The 18,677-nt window shown below is 37.1% G+C and carries 22 protein-coding genes and 1 pseudogene; 14 read left to right on the top strand and 9 right to left on the bottom strand.

The window, feature by feature from the left end:
- Nucleotides 1-6: 6 nt before the first annotated feature.
- Both dapF and CN288_RS07200 read right to left on the bottom strand, forming a co-directional pair.
- Nucleotides 7-873 carry a diaminopimelate epimerase gene (gene dapF / locus CN288_RS07205; protein ID WP_098302030.1) on the bottom strand — a complete coding sequence of 289 codons (867 nt, stop codon included), beginning with the start codon at nucleotides 871-873 and terminating at the stop codon, nucleotides 7-9.
- A 452-nt stretch (nucleotides 874-1,325) separates the two neighbouring features.
- Nucleotides 1,326-1,565 (bottom strand): YuzB family protein, encoded by a 240-nt coding sequence (locus CN288_RS07200; protein WP_026594213.1) that lies wholly within the window; start codon nucleotides 1,563-1,565, stop codon nucleotides 1,326-1,328.
- Nucleotides 1,566-2,014: 449 nt separating this feature from the next.
- On the opposite strand from CN288_RS07200, the gene CN288_RS07195 reads away from it, so the two are divergent.
- The 5 genes from CN288_RS07195 to CN288_RS07175 all read left to right on the top strand — a co-directional run bounded on the left by CN288_RS07195 (nucleotide 2,015) and on the right by CN288_RS07175 (nucleotide 5,192).
- Nucleotides 2,015-3,085: an NAD(P)/FAD-dependent oxidoreductase gene (locus tag CN288_RS07195; protein ID WP_098302029.1), complete on the top strand. Its 1,071-nt coding sequence runs from the start codon at nucleotides 2,015-2,017 to the stop codon at nucleotides 3,083-3,085.
- A gap of 112 nt (nucleotides 3,086-3,197) precedes the next feature.
- A complete protein-coding gene (locus CN288_RS07190) occupies nucleotides 3,198-3,857 on the top strand; it encodes an ABC transporter ATP-binding protein (RefSeq protein WP_098302028.1) in 660 nt (219 codons plus the stop codon).
- Complete coding sequence (locus CN288_RS07185) at nucleotides 3,841-4,629, top strand: ABC transporter permease (protein WP_026594210.1); 789 nt, start codon at nucleotides 3,841-3,843, stop codon at nucleotides 4,627-4,629. The genes CN288_RS07190 and CN288_RS07185 overlap by 17 nt, the downstream gene beginning before the upstream one ends.
- An 11-nt stretch (nucleotides 4,630-4,640) precedes the next feature.
- Nucleotides 4,641-4,844: a zinc ribbon domain-containing protein gene (locus CN288_RS07180; RefSeq protein ID WP_051588622.1), complete on the top strand. Its 204-nt coding sequence runs from the start codon at nucleotides 4,641-4,643 to the stop codon at nucleotides 4,842-4,844.
- Nucleotides 4,845-5,033: 189 nt separating this feature from the next.
- Nucleotides 5,034-5,192, top strand: coding sequence for a YqbF domain-containing protein (locus CN288_RS07175; RefSeq protein ID WP_081811128.1), 159 nt, complete (start codon nucleotides 5,034-5,036; stop codon nucleotides 5,190-5,192).
- Between the two features lie 109 nt (nucleotides 5,193-5,301).
- On the opposite strand, the gene CN288_RS07170 is transcribed toward CN288_RS07175, so the two are convergent.
- Both CN288_RS07170 and CN288_RS07165 read right to left on the bottom strand, forming a co-directional pair.
- Nucleotides 5,302-6,108 carry a nucleotidyltransferase domain-containing protein gene (locus tag CN288_RS07170; RefSeq protein WP_243764993.1) on the bottom strand — a complete coding sequence of 269 codons (807 nt, stop codon included), beginning with the start codon at nucleotides 6,106-6,108 and terminating at the stop codon, nucleotides 5,302-5,304.
- Between the two features lie 84 nt (nucleotides 6,109-6,192).
- Nucleotides 6,193-6,501 (bottom strand): YuzD family protein, encoded by a 309-nt coding sequence (locus tag CN288_RS07165; RefSeq protein WP_026594208.1) that lies wholly within the window; start codon nucleotides 6,499-6,501, stop codon nucleotides 6,193-6,195.
- Between the two features lie 208 nt (nucleotides 6,502-6,709).
- Here CN288_RS07165 and CN288_RS07160 point away from each other — a divergent pair, with 208 nt between their 5' ends.
- On the top strand, nucleotides 6,710-6,946 hold the full coding sequence (locus CN288_RS07160; protein ID WP_000431179.1) for a NifU family protein: 237 nt from the start codon (nucleotides 6,710-6,712) through the stop codon (nucleotides 6,944-6,946).
- A gap of 211 nt (nucleotides 6,947-7,157) precedes the next feature.
- Here CN288_RS07160 and yutH read toward each other — a convergent pair whose 3' ends face one another.
- Nucleotides 7,158-8,159 carry a spore coat putative kinase YutH gene (yutH, locus tag CN288_RS07155; protein WP_098302027.1) on the bottom strand — a complete coding sequence of 334 codons (1,002 nt, stop codon included), beginning with the start codon at nucleotides 8,157-8,159 and terminating at the stop codon, nucleotides 7,158-7,160.
- A 119-nt stretch (nucleotides 8,160-8,278) separates the two neighbouring features.
- Between yutH and CN288_RS07150 the strand changes: the two genes are divergently transcribed.
- Entirely contained in the window at nucleotides 8,279-8,770 is a 492-nt protein-coding gene (locus tag CN288_RS07150) for a phosphatidylglycerophosphatase A family protein (protein ID WP_026594206.1), read from the top strand.
- Nucleotides 8,771-9,171: 401 nt separating this feature from the next.
- Here the strand turns inward: CN288_RS07150 and CN288_RS07145 are convergent, their stop codons facing one another.
- Nucleotides 9,172-9,657: a GNAT family N-acetyltransferase gene (locus CN288_RS07145; RefSeq protein WP_026594205.1), complete on the bottom strand. Its 486-nt coding sequence runs from the start codon at nucleotides 9,655-9,657 to the stop codon at nucleotides 9,172-9,174.
- Nucleotides 9,658-9,827: 170 nt separating this feature from the next.
- Between CN288_RS07145 and CN288_RS07140 the strand changes: the two genes are divergently transcribed.
- From CN288_RS07140 to CN288_RS07110, 7 genes and pseudogenes are all read left to right on the top strand, one after another.
- Nucleotides 9,828-11,084, top strand: coding sequence for a TerD family protein (locus CN288_RS07140; protein ID WP_098302026.1), 1,257 nt, complete (start codon nucleotides 9,828-9,830; stop codon nucleotides 11,082-11,084).
- Nucleotides 11,085-11,096: 12 nt separating this feature from the next.
- Complete coding sequence (locus CN288_RS07135; protein WP_098302025.1) at nucleotides 11,097-12,311, top strand: HpcH/HpaI aldolase/citrate lyase family protein; 1,215 nt, start codon at nucleotides 11,097-11,099, stop codon at nucleotides 12,309-12,311.
- Nucleotides 12,238-13,626, top strand: a complete 1,389-nt coding sequence (locus CN288_RS07130) for a phosphoribosyltransferase family protein (protein ID WP_098302024.1) — start codon at nucleotides 12,238-12,240, stop codon at nucleotides 13,624-13,626. Before CN288_RS07135 ends, CN288_RS07130 begins: the two co-directional genes overlap by 74 nt.
- Nucleotides 13,623-14,741: a cysteine protease StiP family protein gene (locus CN288_RS07125; protein ID WP_026594201.1), complete on the top strand. Its 1,119-nt coding sequence runs from the start codon at nucleotides 13,623-13,625 to the stop codon at nucleotides 14,739-14,741. Before CN288_RS07130 ends, CN288_RS07125 begins: the two co-directional genes overlap by 4 nt.
- Complete coding sequence (locus CN288_RS07120; RefSeq protein WP_026594200.1) at nucleotides 14,738-15,550, top strand: HAD family hydrolase; 813 nt, start codon at nucleotides 14,738-14,740, stop codon at nucleotides 15,548-15,550. The genes CN288_RS07125 and CN288_RS07120 overlap by 4 nt, the downstream gene beginning before the upstream one ends.
- Before the next feature lie 60 nt (nucleotides 15,551-15,610).
- Complete coding sequence (locus tag CN288_RS07115) at nucleotides 15,611-16,279, top strand: vWA domain-containing protein (protein ID WP_026594199.1); 669 nt, start codon at nucleotides 15,611-15,613, stop codon at nucleotides 16,277-16,279.
- A 22-nt stretch (nucleotides 16,280-16,301) separates the two neighbouring features.
- Nucleotides 16,302-16,472, top strand: a pseudogene (locus CN288_RS07110) (NAD(P)H-dependent oxidoreductase); the annotation flags it as partial.
- A gap of 35 nt (nucleotides 16,473-16,507) precedes the next feature.
- On the opposite strand, the gene CN288_RS07105 reads toward CN288_RS07110, so the two are convergent.
- The 3 genes from CN288_RS07105 to CN288_RS07095 all read right to left on the bottom strand — a co-directional run bounded on the left by CN288_RS07105 (nucleotide 16,508) and on the right by CN288_RS07095 (nucleotide 18,675).
- Nucleotides 16,508-17,038, bottom strand: coding sequence for an iron ABC transporter substrate-binding protein (locus tag CN288_RS07105; protein WP_098302023.1), 531 nt, complete (start codon nucleotides 17,036-17,038; stop codon nucleotides 16,508-16,510).
- Between the two features lie 142 nt (nucleotides 17,039-17,180).
- On the bottom strand, nucleotides 17,181-17,945 hold the full coding sequence (locus CN288_RS07100; RefSeq protein ID WP_098302022.1) for a TIGR01457 family HAD-type hydrolase: 765 nt from the start codon (nucleotides 17,943-17,945) through the stop codon (nucleotides 17,181-17,183).
- Nucleotides 17,946-18,042: 97 nt separating this feature from the next.
- Nucleotides 18,043-18,675: a helix-turn-helix transcriptional regulator gene (locus CN288_RS07095; protein ID WP_098302021.1), complete on the bottom strand. Its 633-nt coding sequence runs from the start codon at nucleotides 18,673-18,675 to the stop codon at nucleotides 18,043-18,045.
- Nucleotides 18,676-18,677: the final 2 nt, after the last annotated feature.

The raw sequence follows: 18,677 nt of genomic DNA, 5'->3' as shown, positions 1-18,677 counted from the left end.
ACATCTTTACGCTCCTATCTTGTACTCATACACTCCGCGGCAAATTACTTCCGCTGGACCTTTCATCAAAACGTTCCCTTCTTCTGTCCAGGCAATCATTAAATCTCCGCCCGCTAAATGAACCGTAATTTCTTCACCACGCTTCATTTTTTCATTCAATACTGCTGCCACAACTGCTGCACATGCCCCTGTGCCACACGCCTGCGTCACACCTGATCCACGTTCCCAAACGCGGAAATTCATTTCATTTTCATTTACAACTTCAATGAATTCAACATTCACTCGTTCCGGGAACATCTCATGCGTCTCAAGTACTGGACCTAATGTTGTAAGTGGTGCTTCTTCCACATCATCAACGAAAATAACCGCATGCGGATTCCCCATCGAAACAGCAGTAAACGCATAGCGATGATTATTGTATAGGAAATCTTCACGAATAAAAGGCGTTTCTCCCTCTCCAAGCATCGGTAACTCTGCACGAGTTAAACGAGGTGCTCCCATATCAATTTTAGCTAAGGTAACGATACCGTCTTCTACTGTCACTTCAGCCGTTACGATTCCGGCCAATGTTTCTATTGTAAAAATATTCTCCTCTACTAGTTTATGCTCATACGCATATTTCGCTACGCAGCGCAGTCCATTCCCGCAGCTTTTTCCTTCTGAGCCATCATTATTAAACATGCGCATTTTCACTTGTGCTACTTCTGATGGACAAATTAAAATCATTCCATCCGCACCAATTCCAGTGTTGATATTTGATACTTTTTCCGCTACAAGAGATAGTGCCTCTTCTGGAATTTGTTCTTCAAACATATTTACATATATATAACTATTCCCAAGACCATGCATTTTTGTAAAAGAAAATTGGTTCATCCTCATTCACTCCAAAAAAAATTTGTTGTTCTAAGTATAAAATGCATGCTTTTGGAACACAATAAGAACGTCCCCCGTTTCTCATATTTGACAACATTTTGATGGCCTTTATATAAGAGCCGTTCTTACACACATTGTGTAAGAAAAAAGCCCTTCTCGGAAAGGGCCTTTTTTTATTCATACAAACGTCCTTGCAATTGCAGCACTTAATATCCAGCTCAGCTGCAATGACCTCTTCTGTCCATGGTACACCAATGACAAAAGCAAGCAATGAAAACATGTAATCTAATATAAATTGCAGTGACACATCTGGAAAACCGAAAAGACCAGCGAGTACCTAAATAATATTTATTCTGTCACCTCTAAAGCTCAAATTCTTTGTTAGCATTTCCTCTAAAAGAATTTTCACTCTGATGAAACAAATAAAATAGACGTTGCTCAAGTGCAACGCCTTAAAACATTGGGTTTTCATCTAAATAATCATATACATTTTTCACAAGCTCTTCTACCGTTGTCCCTTGTACAACTTCACCATTCACCAGTGCAAAAGGACCTTCAAAACAAATACCACAATACCCCAGACAACCATATTCCATGACATCTAAATTCGGATCTTTTTCTAATTTTTCTAACGCTGCTTGTGATCCACTCGCAAGGTTACCTACACAAAACTCGATTAATGGCTTAATCAAAACTATCCCCCCTGTACCTCAAAAAAATAAATCTATACTAAGAAAACTAAGCTGTTTCTTGTTGTTTCCATTACACCTACTACAATATTTCGTTGCTTCACTACTTCATTTCAAATCGAAAGATCTTCTCTATATCAATTCACTTGGATTTCCCAACATATAAATCACTGCTATGAAATCAGAAAAAGATCTCCACTCATTTCCCTCTTCTGGTTTCACCCGAAGGAAATGGCAGCTTCTATCGTTTTTTCTAACCTATCTGTTGTTTTTCCAACATACAAATCAAAACAGTTTGTCCACTTTTCTTCTTATTGTACAACAGAGTACACATTCATGCATTGTTATTTGTTCACAAATTCGATATAATTTGAGTGAGTAAAGTCAAAATATTTTTTCAATATATAATTGTATGATTAGGGGATATTTCAACAGAAAAGGGGTAATCCATCATGAAACACCTCGTATTACTGGGCGGTGGCTACGGTGGCATGAGAATTCTGCAACGGCTTCTTCCAAGCAATCAACTTCCAGATGATGTCCAAGTGACATTAATCGACAAAGTACCATACCACTGTTTTAAAACAGAATATTACGCATTAGTAGCGGGTACAATTTCAGAAACGCATATTCGCATTCCATTTCCTGAACACCCGCGTCTCAACATTCAATACGGCACTGTAACGAATGTTGACCTTGAAAACAAAGCCGTTCATCTTGATGGAGGCGAAGTTGTCGAATATGATGACTTAATTATTGGTCTTGGCTGCGAAGACAAATATCATAACGTACCAGGTGCGAAAGAATATACACATAGCCTTCAATCAATTGAACAAACTCGTAAAACGTACGAACAATTAAATGGTTTGGAACCGAATGCAACTGTCGCTGTTGTCGGTGCTGGTTTAAGCGGCGTTGAAGTTGCAAGTGAACTTCGGGAAAGTCGTTCTGATTTAAAGATCTACTTATTTGATAGAAAGGATCGCATTTTATTCCCATTCCCAGAAAAATTAAGTAGATACGTAGAAGAGTGGTTCGTAAAGCATAATGTTACGATTATACGAAACTCTGACATTACGAAAGTAGAACCAAATGTTGTGTACAACCATGATGAACCGCTTAAATGCGATGCAATCGTATGGACAGCAGGTATTCAAGCAAACGAAGTTGTTCGAAACCTTCCAGTCGAGCAAGATAGTAGCGGACGGGTTGTATTAACAAAATATCATAATATTCCGAACAATGAGCATGTTTATGTTGTAGGAGATTGCGCTTCTCTTCCACATGCACCATCTGCACAACTTGCTGAAGGCCAAGGTGAACAAATTGTCCAAATATTATTAAAACGTTGGAACAATGAGCCACTTCCTGATGAACTACCTGTTATTAAATTAAAAGGCGTTCTCGGCTCTCTCGGTAAGAAACATGGATTTGGATTATTGGCAAATCAACCATTAATGGGCAGAGTGCCTAGACTTTTAAAGTCCGGTATTCTATGGATGTACAAACATCATAATGGCTAAACAGAAAAACAAGAGCGGGTCGCTCTTGTTTTTTCTATTTTTCTCCTTTTTTGATACGATATGAATATATAAAAACAAATTGAATTTATATAGAATCAGAAAGGAGAAAATTATGTTTTTATTAAAAGACGTAACATATAAAGACATCTTACATATTCCTTACTTAGAGATCCACAAAGAAAAAACCACCTGCATCATCGTTGAAAGTGGCAGCGGAAAAAGTACGTTACTTCGCCTGCTCAATGATCTACAATCACCAACAACTGGCGAAATTAAATATAACGATACCCCCATTTCGTCTTATCCGCCTATTCAATTACGTCGTGAAGTCGTTATGCTAGGACAAACTCCTCCAATATTTGACGGAACAGTAAAAGATAATTTGTTAATAGGGCTTCGCTTTTCGGAGAAATCTTTACCACCTGATGAAGCACTACAAGAAGCTCTCGCAATTGTAAGCTTAGAAAAAGAGTTAACAGATATCGCTTCCTCATTATCCGGTGGTGAAAAACAAAGACTCTCCTTAGCTCGTGTTTTACTTATGGATCCGCCCGTTTATTTATTAGATGAGCCAACATCTGCATTAGATGTTGATACAGAAAAACGCGTCATGAAAAATTTCACTACAATTGCGAAACAAAAAAAGAAAACTGTTATCTTTATTACCCACTCACAACTACTTCCAGAAGAAATAGCAGACGACATTATTGAAATTAATAAAACAAAAGGTGCTATTAGAAGGGAAGTGCACGCATTTGAAGGGCGTTATTGAATTACAACTTTGGCAACTTGCTGCAGCATATATTTTCATTATCATTTTAATCGGCCTTGTAAAATTAAAAGGAATACCACGTGAAAAACAAATTACGATCGCTACATTCCGTATGACCATTCAACTTGTGCTTGTTGCATACGTACTTACATACATATTTGAAAATAGTAATCCATTTTATACAATTGCTATTATTACTTCTATTACTACATTTGCTATTTTTAACATTTATAAGCGAGTTAATATCCCTATGTCAAAAGAGTTAAAACGTGTGGCCGCACTCTCAATGATTGCAGGATCAATCGGGCCACTTTTATTATTTATCTTTGTCATTATTGGACACGACCCTTGGTATGCTCCGCAATATATCGTTCCAATCGCTGGAATGCTCATTGGTAATGCCATGACCGGTGTGTCACTCGGTGCAAATACATTCTTAAAAACTATGAAATCACAACGTGAGCAAATTGAAGGTGCACTGATGCTGGGAGCAACCCCAAAACAAGCAGCTACCCCACTTATAAGCGATGCTTTCGACTCAGCTATTTTGCCAACGATTAATTCTATGGTCGGAATGGGAATCATTAGTCTCCCAGGTATGATGACAGGACAAATTTTATCAGGAATTTCACCGTTTACCGCCATTCAATATCAAATTGTGATTATACTTGGTATTTCCGGAAGTACAGCTTTTTCTGTCATTATCTTTTTACAACTTGGGTATAAAACATTTTTTAATAGGCGGTGTCAGTTAAAAAAGATGGAATCTTAGAGGCGAATTTCATGAAGAAACATAAGAACTGTCAAAGCTGTGGCATGCCATTTTCAAAAGATGAAAATGGTGGCGGTACAGAAAAAAATGGAGAAAAAAGTACAACGTATTGCAGTCATTGCTATGAAAATGAAAAATTCGCCCTTCCGCATATTACAGTAGGCGAGATGAAACAGCTTGTTGAAAATAAATTAGAGCGATGGAAAAATAGTTAATATAAAAGAGTTNNAACTCTTTTATATTAACTATCTCCTTATTGATTACAGTATTTATTTTCATATTTGCATTCTTCATACTTCTATTTAAGATCCCTGATTAACATTCTAAGTATTTTAAACCAATTTATGGATATTATAAGTAATGAATCTTTAAATTTGTATCGTTCTATAATGGAGGTATATATAATGTATTACGTTAAATTAATTCAAGGACAATCATTCTACGCGTTTGATCATCGCTTCTTATTAGATCAAGAAGAGCAAGTTACACAAAGAATTTTTAAATACTTGTGCAAAAATGAGTTTTTTGAAGTACGTAAAGACGAGGATACTTCCACAGCATAATAATGAGTAGCTAAGTAGTGTATAACTTCATCTACAAACCGACCTCTATAGTAACTACTACAGAGGTCTTACTATTTTATATCCGCACCATCTTAATTTTTGAAATAAACTACCCTTCCCACTTCTTCCGACATTCCTCTATCCCACTAAGCAAATACTTCTTCGTCATATCTGCCCGCTTCCAAATGGAAATCGTTCGTTTCTTTCCCTTATTATGACGTATCCGCTCTACCTCTTGTAGCAAAGGCATCCATTTATCAGTGGACGATTTCATCATATATTGTAATCCTTCATCTTTTGAAACAATTGTTTTATGCTCTAACGTATACAAAATACGGCCCATCGTTACAACGGCTGATTCTACCCATTCTTCAATTAAAAACAAATATGTACGTGATGCCTTTTCACCCCAGTATTGCTCTACGTTATATTTCATTGTTTCTACAACCCTATTCCATGAGACCTCAAACGGAAGTTCACTTGCTTCTTCTCCAGTCACAGTAATTCCATGGTTCTTTAACGTCCACCACGTCACAGCATTCACATCCCAGTGACCTACGTTAACTTTCCCATCAGCACAATAGACATACTGCTCTATCTCTTGATTATTCTTTCCTAAATCAGCAAGCGGGATATACATACCGTCCATCCGTCCTCCGAGCTTATTTTTACTCAATTTTTTATGTAAATCACTTATTTGCAACTTCTCAAATTCACTGACTGTCTCCCTCGTTACCGTTACAAAATCAACATCACTCGTCCCCAAATGAAATGCACCTAGAGCGATTGAACCGTATACGTACACCCCAATTAATTTTTCATTTAAGAAAATATCTTGTAATCCCATCACATATTGCTCCATTAGACTCGTTACTTCCTCTGGCAACTCCTGTTTCACTACACCCTTCACATGCATCCTCCTTAATAAAATTACCTTTAATAACTATTTTTTCCATATAGATATATAAGAAAAGCCTTTGCAACCACAAAGGCTTTTATATTATAAATATTTCTCAATTTCTTCGTATACGTCCTTCAAACGAGGATTTCCTTCTCCAACGATTTCACCGTTTACAAGAACAACCGGATAAAATAAATCCTCTTCAATTACCCGCTCTACAAAAGCTTGCTTCTCAGCATCATCTTGCTCTTCTTGAATATCAACGTATTCAAACTTAAATTTATCATCTTGTCCTTCATATTTACGACCAATTGCCGCTTGTAGCCATTCAAATGTTTCAGTCGAAGATGGCATTCCAACGCAGCTCGCACAAATTACTTTTGCCCCATATACTTGAACATTTACCATTCTTTCTCCCCCACTTCTCTGTTCTAACAGTACGCCGAGATGACTTACCTTATAAACACATCTCTTTACAAGCTCATTTCTCATCCCCTATACTGAAAAAACACGTTGTAAACATGATACAATATTTTGACATTAAAACAAGAACAGAAAAAATAGATTTTCCCCTGTATCTTGATTATAATAAAATGGATGAAAGGAGTCGATAAAAATGGAAAACCCAAATATGCAAGAACAAGTATTAGAAGTATTAGATAAATTACGCCCGTTCTTACTTCGTGATGGCGGTGACGTTGAATTAGTAGATATTGAAGAAGGTATTGTAAAACTACGCCTTATGGGTGCATGCGGTAGCTGCCCAAGTTCTACAATCACATTAAAAGCTGGTATCGAACGCGCACTACTTGAAGAAGTACCAGGCGTTATCGAAGTAGAACAAGTATTTTAATCTAAAAGCGGATGCGGCTTGCTTAGAATGTGAGGGGGATGGAGCTTCTGACATAGAGGCGTTTTTGGCCTCGTCGGAAGAAGCGAAGCCACCGAACATTCTAGCCGCTGGAGCGGGATAATCTAAAAGCGGATGCGGCTTGCTTAGAATCGCTGAAACTAAATATCCATAAAAAAGAGACCACCATTGGTCTCTTTTTTATAAATTCCTATTAGGACAACCAATCCAACTTTCGAATCCCGAGCTTCTCAACAGGCAAACGGAGGAATTCATAAAAATGCTTCATAAATTGCTCTGAACGGTTCACATCGTGTAAAATGTCTTCTAAGCGATCTCGGTACATATTTTTTTGTTCTTCATTTCCCGTCAGATAGTACTGTTCCACCGTTTCAAAGTAATGAAGTGGAAAGAGAAGGCGCGCAAATAGTAGGCGCCAGCCAAAAGAAGAGAGGGCATAGTTTTTCTCATAATCCGATACAAACTGGAAAATTGTTTGTTCCCAATCTTTCTTCTTTTCCGTGAATACGTATCGAATCCATTCCGCTAAATCCCTGCTTGGATGATCATATACCCAATCGATGGGGATTTTTAATTTATTGGTTTGCTGCCATAATAAAGGGGTAAAGCGTTCTTGGCAGATCGTTGCTGCGTCGGCAAGCTGAGGTGTATCATCTATTTCTGTATCTACAACATATTGAATTGCATTTTCAGCAACGCCCAAATAATATGGGAAAGACTCGATAAATAGTTGATCAAATACATCTGACGGCGGATTCATAAGTTGTGATTGCCAAAATCGCTCTAATTGATCGAGCCTTTTTTCCCATAATGACTTCCATTCACCAATGCGACTTAATTGTTCTATTTCTTCTGGAAAAAAGGCGCCTCGTTTATGAAATAAAGAAAGCTCGTTACCTAACGAAGTAGCATGTCGATCAAGCAAACGCATACCTTTTAATAAACAGTAATTTTTTTCTTCTATCTCACTTACATAGTAACCGTGCACCGTTGGAACGAAGGTTGCAACAGTAATATCCCCTTGCTGGTTCATATAATCGCTTAATTTTTTCATTTCAACAAGTACATCTTCCTCCATATCCCCAATTGGAAGAAGTACATAAATTTTATTACGAATCCAAAAGCTTTTATAGGGGCCAAGAGGGATTAATTCTTTGACATGCATTTGATAATGCTCATAAATATGCTGAATCATCATAGTCGCCACCTATGGTTTTTCTATATATATATGAGCTTGTGCTCGCCTTTCATTCCTATGCACATGATAAAGCAGTAAAACGTATACAAATAATAAAAAGAAAAAAAGGTGATAACATGAAAGAATCGAATCAACTACAAGAAAGAGCATTACAACTACTACAGGAACGTGGTGTAACAATCGATGATATTGCGGAGCTTGTTCATTTTCTTCAAAAGAAATACCATCCAAATTTAGAAATGTCAGAATGTCGTTACAATGTAGAACGTGTATTATCCAAGCGTGAAGTACAAAATGCGCTCATTACAGGAATCGAGTTAGACGTTCTTGCCGAAAAAGGAATGTTGAGCGAACCATTACAAGACATTGTAAAGCGTGATGAAGGTTTATACGGAGTGGATGAAGTAATCGCCCTTTCCATTGTAAACGTGTACGGCTCTATCGGTTTCACAAACTTTGGATATATCGATAAATTAAAACCAGGTATTTTAGAATACTTAAATGATAAATCATCTGGAAAAGTTCATACATTCCTTGATGATATTGTAGGTGCTATCGCTGCAGCCGCGTCTAGTCGTTTGGCGCATCGTGCCGAGCATGCAGAATAAGGTAAAACCCTAAAAATAAGAACCCACCCCTTTACACAAAGAGGTGGGTTCTTTCATTTACATAAATTGCAATCCTATATACAATTTATGTAAAATATTTCCGAACGTTCACACAGGGGTGTTCTGATGTTTAAAAAGCAAATCTTTTCTTGGCTTTTTCTACTTTTCGCACTGGTTGCCTCCGTCACATTCTTTCTATGTCTCACATGAACACAGCACCTTACACCTTCACTAGAAGGCACTATTATGACAAATAGTATCTTATCTATCATTTTAGCACTCATTAGATAAAAAGGGTTGGTTCGTACAATAAGTGGAACATGCTCTATAGCCCTGCTCTCTTACATTATTTTTTTCGGTTATGTTATACGCTTAATTTGGACAGGGTCATAACACATTTGTTAACAACGGCATTCATCTAAATCATACTCCATGAGCAGGAACTCTCTCCCCCTGCTCATAAACAAAACATTCTTTTGAAACCCAACGTTCTCATACAATGTAATCGCCCTCTTATTAAAAGCAGCAACGCTTAAACGAATTCTTTTGGGCTGGAACGCTTTTAAAGCAAATTGGAAACCAACTTTCAAGAAAGATTTTCCCATTCCCTGTCCCGTTAGATGTGGCTTCATGCCAAGCCCAATGTCTACAGTATCCTCACCTATATATAACTTCGCATCCCTTCCCCCTGGTACTTGCGCATTTTCTCCAAAACAAAAGTAACCTATCAATTCCCCATATTCATTACAGCAGCCATAATATGTTCCATCTAATAGTTCTTCTATTGTCTCTTCACTTCCTGAAAAATTATATAACGAATACGGTTCTTCATACTGCCATGTATTGATTTCTTTTGCTTCTTCTCCTGTTAGTTTGTGGATATTCATCTTCTTTCTTCATTCCTTTCTAAAAAACTCCTTACTAACAAAGTTCTACATAAATCCTGAAATTCACCTTCCATTTTCGAAAAGTTTGTAAATTTTCAAAATACAAAATTGGAAATCTTTTGTTAGCGTGTTACGATTAAAGTAATTATTCTAAATGAGGTGGAATCGAAATGCCCCTACAGTTATGTAAAGGACAGAAGGTAGATTTAACAAAAACAAATCCTACATTAACTCATATAAAAATAGGTCTCGGCTGGGATCTTCCTACAAATTCACATGCATTCGATTTAGATGCTGCTGCTTTTTTATTGGATTCAAACGGTAGACTAACAACTTCAGAGCATATCGTATTTTACAAACAGCAATCTTCTCTGCAAGGCACGATTACACTTTCAAAAGATAATCGTACAGGTAAGGGTTCTGGAGATGATGAAGAAATCTCCATTTCGCTTTCAAAGATTCCATTACATATCGAACGAATTATGTTCACTATTACCATTCACGATGCATTGGCACGCATGCAAACCTTTGGCCAAGTAAAGCAATCCTACGTCCGTATTATCAATACAACGAATAATGAAGAAATGTTTCGTTATAACCTTACAGAACAATTTTCATCTGAAACTGCATTAATCGCCTGTGAAGTTTACCGTTATAAGGGCGAGTGGAAGTTTGGAGCTATCGGTAGAGGAATACAAGGAGGGCTCACAGAACTTTCTCATCAATTCGGATTATCTCATATAACACCTAACCTTTTTGAAAAAACAAATAAACAGATTAAACCTTCTTCTAGTCAAAAACATATTAACCTTTCCAAAATTGAACTAAAAAAATCTGGAGATACGATCAACTTACAAAAAACGGACAAACCTCTTGGCGAAATTGCAGTGAATTTAAATTGGAGTAAGCAAAGTGCTCCAAAACAAAAAGGATTTTTCTCATCTTTAGCGGCAAATCTCTCACCTCAAGTAGATTTAGATTTAGGCTGTTTGTTTGAATTTAAAGATGGTTGGAAAGGCGTTGTACAACCGCTTGGAAATACGTTTGGTTCATTTCATAGTGAGCCTTACATTCATTTAGATCAAGATGATCGCACGGGGGCTTCAAATACAGGAGAAAATTTACGCATTAACGGAAACATGATTCATGAAATAAAAAGAATATTAATTTTCTCTTATATTTACGAAGGCGCAGCCAATTGGTCACAAGTTGACGGTGTTGTTACATTAAAACAAGAAAATGGACCAGACATTGTTGTGAAAATGGATGAACACCGTAATGGCCTGAGTACATGTGCAATTGCAATGCTTGAAAATGTAAATGATGAGACATTCAAAGTACAAAAATTAGTGAAATATTTTAAAGGACACCGAGACATGGATCAACATTATAAATGGAACATGAACTGGGTCGCAGGCTCTAAATAAGGTGGTGACAATATGCAGCATTTTTCCTATCTATCCCTTGAAGAAAAGCAGAACCTTTTCTACCAAGAACCCATTACATTTTCAAAGGATTCCGCGAAAGATCAACTAGCTTACGCATTAGGTGCTACTCTATATACACCTGGAACAAAGAGAACCATTGCAGATGACATCGTTAGAAAAAGGCTCGAAGGTACGACATCGATTGTACTTTGTTTAGAAGATTCTATTAGTGATTGGGATGTGAAACTTGCCGAGCAAAATGTTGTCATACAGATGCAACTACTAGCTCATATGATGGATACTGGCAAGCTCCATCCATCAGACATACCACTACTCTTTATTCGGATTCGTGAACCAAAGCAAATGGATTCGCTCGTTCATGAACTAGGAAGCGCCGTCCATTGTATAAGCGGTTTTGTGTTTCCTAAGTTCACTCCGGCGAACGGAATGTCTTACATTCGTGAGCTACAGGATATAAACGAAACCTATTCACTTTCACTTTATGGGATGCCTATTTTAGAGTCTCCTGAAATTATTTATAAAGAAACTCGTATTGATACATTACTAGCAGTTAAGGAAATCTTAGATTCTTACCGTGATTTTATTTTGAATGTCCGAATTGGGGCGACCGATTTCTCAGGGCTATTCGGCATTCGTCGTAACAAAGATACGACAATCTATGACATTTCGATTATTCGCGATTGTATTTCTGATATTATTAATATTTTTTCTAGAAAAGCAGATGAATATGTTATATCTGGACCGGTGTGGGAGTATTTCGGAAACAATCCGCGCGTACTCAAACCACAGCTCCGTCAAACACCATTTCGTGAATCATTTGGAAACGCCGGGCTTACAATGCGTGAGAACATGCTTCATCGGTACGAGGACGGATTAATTCATGAAGTCTTGCTCGATCAGGCAAATGGATTAATTGGAAAAACGGTCATTCATCCTTCTCACATTAAACTCATTCAAGCTATGCATGTTGTAACGTTAGAGGATTATTTAGATGCAAAAGCTATTTTCGAAGCGGCCCAGACGTATAACGGCGTGATGAAAAGCAGCTTTTCTAACAAAATGAATGAAGTGAAGCCCCATTATAATTGGGCACGTAAAACACTTCTGAAATCTAATATTTATGGGGTGCTACATGAACAACAAACTTTCATCGATCTCCTTACCGAAGAACCAAAGCAAAACATACACGTACCACATTTTAAATAAAATAAAGGTTCATATAGATGTGCTACATAATCCATATTTATTATCGCCAGATCAACTATTCCAAATGGCTGCAAGAATCAATAAAAAACGTGGTTTTTTATTCGTAAGCACCATTTTAGGAAAACATCTTCCCGTTCCACCTGCAATCTCTTTAGCTGGAGGCTGTGCTCTTGCTGCAAGATATATGGAGGTACTGCATCATACAAATCATCCATATCAAAAAGAAATTCTCAATCTGATTTCTTCTAAAGATCGTACGAATCATGAACTGGAAGCAATTCTGCAGTACCAATTCCCTTTAGATAAAGAAGTCTTATTTATCGGATTTGCAGAAACAGCTACCGCATTAGGTCATTCGATGTTTCAATGTTTTCAAAATGCGAAATATGTTCATACAACAAGGGAAACAATCTCACAAATCAATTCTGTCATTACATTTGAAGAAGAACATTCTCATGCGACATCTCATCGTTGTTATGTGGACAAAAGCTATTTTCAAAATGAACAGCCTATCGTCCTGGTAGATGATGAAATAACAACAGGAAAAACCGCCCTTAATATCATCAGATCCATTCAAGAAAAGTTTCCAAGAAAAGAATATATTGTCGCTTCTTTATTAGATTGGCGCTCAGATGCACATCGAAAGCAATTTACAGAGCTCGAGCAAGAACTTGATATTACGATTCATGTAATCTCTCTATTAAGCGGCTCAATTGACGTAATCGGTAGTCCGATCGCTAGTTCTTCTTCGCATGGTGAAATGATTGATAAATCAATAGAGTCCAAGATAAAAAAACATATACTTCCATGCCCTACTTTACCGTATACATCTGTACATCATGATATCAGCTACATAAACTACACCGGGCGCTTTGGCATTTCATCCGATGATCAAAATTATATCCACTCTTTTGCTAGAAAGATTGGATATGATTTAAAGAAAAAACGAAAAGGTAAACAGACACTCTGCTTAGGAACCGGTGAATTTATGTACCTTCCAATGCGGATTGCCGCTGAAATGGGGACAAATATTTCGTATCAATCAACAACGCGTAGTCCGATTCACCCGTACGCAGATGATCTACAATATGCTATTCATAATCGTTTTTCCTATGAAAGCCCCGAAAACAAAGCAGTTACAAATTATTTTTATAACATCCAGCCCGGAGATTACGATGAAGTTTTTCTTTTTATAGAGCGTAATTTGCAAGGAGATGCTTTTCATCCTCTTCTTACACAATTACAAACGGTTATTCCGGTCATTCATATCGTTTCATTTAAGAGCTTAACAGAAAGCGAGGGTGAAGAAATATGACTGAGATTAAAACAATACAGCTTATCGGCAGCTATGCGAAAGAAGATGCTATTTTTCTATTAAAAGATATTAGTGATGCCATAGAAGAAAGAACAACAGAAGACAGAGAACAAGCAATTCAATCGGGCACACATTACTCTGAAATGCTTCCGATTGAATATAATCCATCTAAGCCTTATATGGATTTATTTTTTGCTTCACTCGAGCAATACAAACGGAAGCTAGCCATTGCTATCGGCGTTGTAGCTGAGCAAATTATAAAGACGAAAGGAAAGAATCTTGTACTCGTATCACTAGCAAGAGCCGGTACACCAATTGGCGTTTTAATAAAACGGTATATTCGTTATCAATATCATCTCGAATTGCCACATTATTGCGTTTCTATTATTCGGGGACGCGGCATTGATGAGAATGCACTTCACTATATTTTACAGCAGCATCCAAATCAAACGATTCAGTTCATTGATGGCTGGACTGGAAAAGGTGCCATAAAAAAAGAACTGCGCCAAGCAGTACATACATTTAACGAAAAGAACCATGAATATATTTCGGACTGCATGGCTGTACTTGCTGATCCAGGCCATTGTACTTCTATATATGGAACACGAGAAGATTTCCTCATTCCAAGCGCTTGCTTAAATGCGACCGTATCAGGATTAATTAGTCGCACAGTTTTAAATGAAACATATATTGGCCCAAATGATTTTCACGGTGCCAAGTATTATAAAGAACTAGAAACAGAAGATTTATCTAACTTCTTTATTGACGAAATCACAGCGTTATTCCCTTCTATTAGCGCTGATGTAACAAAGCAACTAGAGCACGTTATTACTACCTATACAGAGCCATCTTGGCAAGGTATGCAAGATATTGCCTCTATTCAAAAGTATTTTGGAATAGAGGATATAAATTTAGTGAAGCCAGGAGTTGGAGAAACAACGCGTGTTTTACTAAGACGGATGCCATGGAAAATTTTAATCCAGGGCGAAAACAATCCAGACTTAAAGCACATTTTACTTCTAGCACAAGAAAAAAATGTTCCAGTAGAGCTCTATAAAGATATGACTTATTCGTGCTGTGGGCTCATCACACCTCTTGGGAGGAAAATTTCATGATTTTTGCAAGTGACCTTGATCAAACGCTCATTTATTCTCGGAAATCATTTCGTGCTTCTATAGACGATGAACACATTCAACTGATTGAAACGTTAGACAACAAAGAAATTTCTTTTATGACACATACAGCTATCTCGTTATTAAAAGAACTGCAATTACAAGCTCAATTCATCCCTGTTACAACTCGAACCATTGAACAGTTTCAGCGCATTACACTATTTCAAACAGAAGTCGTTCCGGAATATGCGATTACAAGCAATGGCGGTAATATCCTTCATAACGGTAAGTTAGATGCCACTTGGAAAAACATACAAACGGAGCGCTTAACAACATGTATGGAAAAAGAAGACGTTCTAACAGAATTTCAAAATATTTCTCATGAAGAATGGGTTCTTTCACAAAAAACAGCTGATGATTTATTTCACTACTGCATCATTAAGCGTGACAATATTCCATACGACGAATTACAGTCATTCACAACTTGGCTCGATCAACAAGGATGGACTCATTCATTACAAGGCAGAAAATTATATTTTGTGCCAAAGCCTGTGAACAAATGGGATGCTGTCCAATATGTACAAGAAAAACTTCAGGCAAAAACCGTAATTACTGCTGGTGATTCCTTACTTGATCTATGCATGTTAGAAAGGGCAAATCATGCCATTGCTCCTCTTCACGGTGAACTTGAAACAAAACAAGGAAGTTTATTACCTCACATTGTAAGAACAAATGAAATTGGTATATATGCAGCAGAGGAAATTGTGGATAAAGCACTCCAAATGATCCATAATTCTCTTCCTACTGCGTAATCTATACATGCTTCAAGAACTGGCATCTTTGCTACATAATAAAAAAAGGGGCGATTATACTTGAGTACAATTACATTACGGAAAGAAGCAGTACGCGTTGTATTAGAGAAAAAGAGATTAACAGGCGTTGTCGCAAAAGTTGCGCTCGTATTAGACATTTCTGGGTCTATGCGAACACTTTATAAAAATGGCACTGTACAAGAAGTTGTCGAACGCGTTCTTGCGGTTGCAAGTCAATTTGATGATGATGGCTCACTAGATATTTGGGTATATGATAACGAATTTTCAAGATTACCATCCATTACTGAAAAAGACTTTGCTGGTTATGTTGAAAAACATATTTTAAATAACCCTTCCATTCATAAATTTGGCCGAAATGAAGAGCCACAAGTGATGGAAGATATCATAAAAAAATATACGATTGAAGAGAAAAGCGAAGAGCCTGCCTTTGTTATATTTATTAACGATGGTGGCTGTAAAAAAGGAATTCAAAAACCGGTTGTATTCTCTTCTAACCAACCGATTTTTTGGCAGTTTGTTGGGATTGGAAATGGAAAATTCGACGTTCTTAGAAAGCTAGACGAAATGGAAGGGCGTTTCATTGATAACGCAAACTTCTTCCACATTCGCGATATCGAAAAAACAACAGATGAAACATTGTATAATAACCTGTTGAATGAACTTCCGATGTGGATAAAAGAAGCGAAGGAGAAACGAATTTTATTATAAACATACTAAGAAAGACCGCTGTGAAGGCGGTATGTTTGATTCGATGAAGAAAACAACAGATGCTGGTATTTTTGAATTTACAGGAATTGAAACATTAGAGCACACATTCTATACGCGTGTTCCTTCTGTGGATGAAGACGTGCGAGAAGAATATCTTGAAGAAGTGAAAGCAGTCGTGAATCGCGTATTTTAATAAGACACTCCACCTTATACGAAGGTGGAGTGTTTTTATTTTATGGTGAGCTTAGGAAGATATCTTTGTAAAATGTTTTCTAACTCTCTCATATCCTCTTGCCTAATGAGTAAGTTTACATTGTCATGCCATTTTTCTTGCCCGCGATATAAGAAGATATTTTCTTGCGGATTTTCCCATGTGGATGTTTTATATCCTTTTAATTCTGCATAGGAATAGTAATTCATCCCATCAATCACACCTTTTTCATATACCTTGACGTCTTTAATTAGCTGTATCACAAAAAGGATCATAAAACAAACAGCTACAGTATAAGCTCCTATTTTGAGTAAAAACAGTTCGAAACTACCAATTTCTCCATCTATATAACGAACGTATGTAAGTATAAGTTGTACAAAGAAATAAGCTGGACCAAACAACACGAACCATCGGCTTTTTTTACGTGGGTAAGTAGCAATAATCTCTCCAATATCCTCTTGTACACTTTTTATTTTATGTATTTTCCATATAGCAAAGCCTAAAATACACAACGTTACAAGAAAGATAATAATCGAAATGATATACATTTCTCCCCCTCCAATCTCTATTCTACCAGTAATATTCTCTCCGTATATCCTTATAACATAATTTTACCTTTTATATCCATATACAAAATATGTAATTATGCATATAAAAAATCAGGCAACCTAAACGATTGCCTGCCCACTCTTACATCTTCTCAATCCACTCCGTCAAGTTATGCACAACCGCTGTTGGCTGCACTTCATATTCTGTTAACTTCTCCTCAGTTGTGACTCCAGTGTGGACAAGAAGTGTATGCATACCAGCATTTATCCCCGCTAAAATATCAGTATCATAGTTATCCCCAACCATTAGCGCTTCTTCTTTCGCCATACCAAGTACTTTTAGTGCTTGTTCCATAATAATAGATTCTGGTTTTCCGATGAAAATTGGCTCTACACCTGTGGATACTGTAACAACAGATGTTAATGAACCGTTTCCTGGTAGTAAACCCTGCTCAGTTGGAATAGCAATGTCTCCATTTGTTGAAATAAATGTCGCACCATTACGTACTGCTAGACATGCTTTCGCTAACTTTTCATATGTAATTTCGCGATCTAATCCAACAACAACAAAATCAGGATTTTCATCCACAAGCTTGAATCCTTTTTCCACAAGTGCATCATACAATCCTTCTTCTCCAATCATATACACAGACGCATCTTGTTTACGTTCATAAATAAAGTTCGCTGTTGCCATGCTCGTTGTAAATACTTGCTCTGGCTTAGCTGGAATATCGAAACGAACAAGCTTTTCTGCTACTTGTTCTGGTTTACGTGTTGAATTATTTGTTACAAACAAATATGGGAGACCACGCTCCTGTAATGCTTTTACAAAGTCACTAGCTTCTTCAATTTGTTCTTCACCGCGATACATTGTACCATCTAAGTCGATTAAATAGCCTTTATACATCCATCTGTCTCTCCTTTTTGTCTAGCGTTCATACCTTCTTATATTAACCCCTTTTTCCAAAGAAAAAAACGCTTCGTCTAAAAGCGTCCCATAACGTTCATTTTTTCTCTTGTATGTGATACGAACAGTGACAGTCACCATCACACATATTTGATAATACCTTCACATTTCCATCAGAAAACAGTCGCTTATACATATTTTCTTCCTCCACACAAAGCTGTGGATATTTTTCAGCAACAGCCTTTAATGGACAATTTTGTTTTTGTAATATGTATGAGTTTTCTCCCTCCTGCTTCACTTGTACCATATATCCATGCTTCTCTTGAATAACGGCAACTTCCCGAAGCTTCTGCCATACATTTTCTTGACGACTGATTCGCCTTTGTAATTGCTCTTCAATCCGATCCGTCCTGGTCTTTAAAATAGCATCTACAAGGGTTTCACCACCAATTTTCTCTAAATCCTCTAACACACCTAAAGCAAATTGCTTATAATCCTTCGGAAAGGAATCTTCTCCTTTTTGACTTAGGGCGTATACATATGTTGGTCTGCCCACATGTTGACGTACCATTTTCGACTGAATGATTTCTTCTTGCTCCAGCTTACTTAAATGACGACGTACTGCCATCTCTGTAATCTCCAAAGTTTCAGATAATGCTCCAACCGTTTGTTCTCCATTTATTTTTAAAAGCTGTACAATTTCTTCCTTCGTTGTACGTGCTTCCCCCATTT

Origin of the sequence: Bacillus sp. AFS023182 (assembly GCF_002560575.1) — a bacterium.
In the GTDB taxonomy this organism is placed as follows: domain Bacteria; phylum Bacillota; class Bacilli; order Bacillales; family Bacillaceae_G; genus Bacillus_A; species Bacillus_A arachidis.
The sequence above is the reverse complement of the archived record's forward strand: the minus strand, read 5'-3'. Positions and strand labels throughout refer to the sequence as shown.

Excerpts from the sequence above, each read along its gene's own strand:
- dapF (WP_098302030.1), bottom strand. The coding sequence starts at position 873 with ATGAACCAATTTTCTTTTACAAAAATGCATGGTCTTGGGAATAGTTAT.
- CN288_RS07195 (WP_098302029.1), top strand. The coding sequence starts at position 2,015 with ATGAAACACCTCGTATTACTGGGCGGTGGCTACGGTGGCATGAGAATT.
- CN288_RS07190 (WP_098302028.1), top strand. The coding sequence starts at position 3,198 with ATGTTTTTATTAAAAGACGTAACATATAAAGACATCTTACATATTCCT.
- CN288_RS07180 (WP_051588622.1), top strand. The coding sequence starts at position 4,641 with ATGAAGAAACATAAGAACTGTCAAAGCTGTGGCATGCCATTTTCAAAA.
- CN288_RS07175 (WP_081811128.1), top strand. The coding sequence starts at position 5,034 with ATGTATTACGTTAAATTAATTCAAGGACAATCATTCTACGCGTTTGAT.
- CN288_RS07170 (WP_243764993.1), bottom strand. The coding sequence starts at position 6,108 with ATGCATGTGAAGGGTGTAGTGAAACAGGAGTTGCCAGAGGAAGTAACG.
- CN288_RS07165 (WP_026594208.1), bottom strand. The coding sequence starts at position 6,501 with ATGGTAAATGTTCAAGTATATGGGGCAAAAGTAATTTGTGCGAGCTGC.
- CN288_RS07160 (WP_000431179.1), top strand. The coding sequence starts at position 6,710 with ATGGAAAACCCAAATATGCAAGAACAAGTATTAGAAGTATTAGATAAA.
- yutH (WP_098302027.1), bottom strand. The coding sequence starts at position 8,159 with ATGATTCAGCATATTTATGAGCATTATCAAATGCATGTCAAAGAATTA.
- CN288_RS07150 (WP_026594206.1), top strand. The coding sequence starts at position 8,279 with ATGAAAGAATCGAATCAACTACAAGAAAGAGCATTACAACTACTACAG.
- CN288_RS07145 (WP_026594205.1), bottom strand. The coding sequence starts at position 9,657 with ATGAATATCCACAAACTAACAGGAGAAGAAGCAAAAGAAATCAATACA.
- CN288_RS07140 (WP_098302026.1), top strand. The coding sequence starts at position 9,828 with ATGCCCCTACAGTTATGTAAAGGACAGAAGGTAGATTTAACAAAAACA.
- CN288_RS07135 (WP_098302025.1), top strand. The coding sequence starts at position 11,097 with ATGCAGCATTTTTCCTATCTATCCCTTGAAGAAAAGCAGAACCTTTTC.
- CN288_RS07130 (WP_098302024.1), top strand. The coding sequence starts at position 12,238 with ATGAACAACAAACTTTCATCGATCTCCTTACCGAAGAACCAAAGCAAA.
- CN288_RS07125 (WP_026594201.1), top strand. The coding sequence starts at position 13,623 with ATGACTGAGATTAAAACAATACAGCTTATCGGCAGCTATGCGAAAGAA.
- CN288_RS07120 (WP_026594200.1), top strand. The coding sequence starts at position 14,738 with ATGATTTTTGCAAGTGACCTTGATCAAACGCTCATTTATTCTCGGAAA.
- CN288_RS07105 (WP_098302023.1), bottom strand. The coding sequence starts at position 17,038 with ATGTATATCATTTCGATTATTATCTTTCTTGTAACGTTGTGTATTTTA.
- CN288_RS07100 (WP_098302022.1), bottom strand. The coding sequence starts at position 17,945 with ATGTATAAAGGCTATTTAATCGACTTAGATGGTACAATGTATCGCGGT.
- CN288_RS07095 (WP_098302021.1), bottom strand. The coding sequence starts at position 18,675 with ATGGGGGAAGCACGTACAACGAAGGAAGAAATTGTACAGCTTTTAAAA.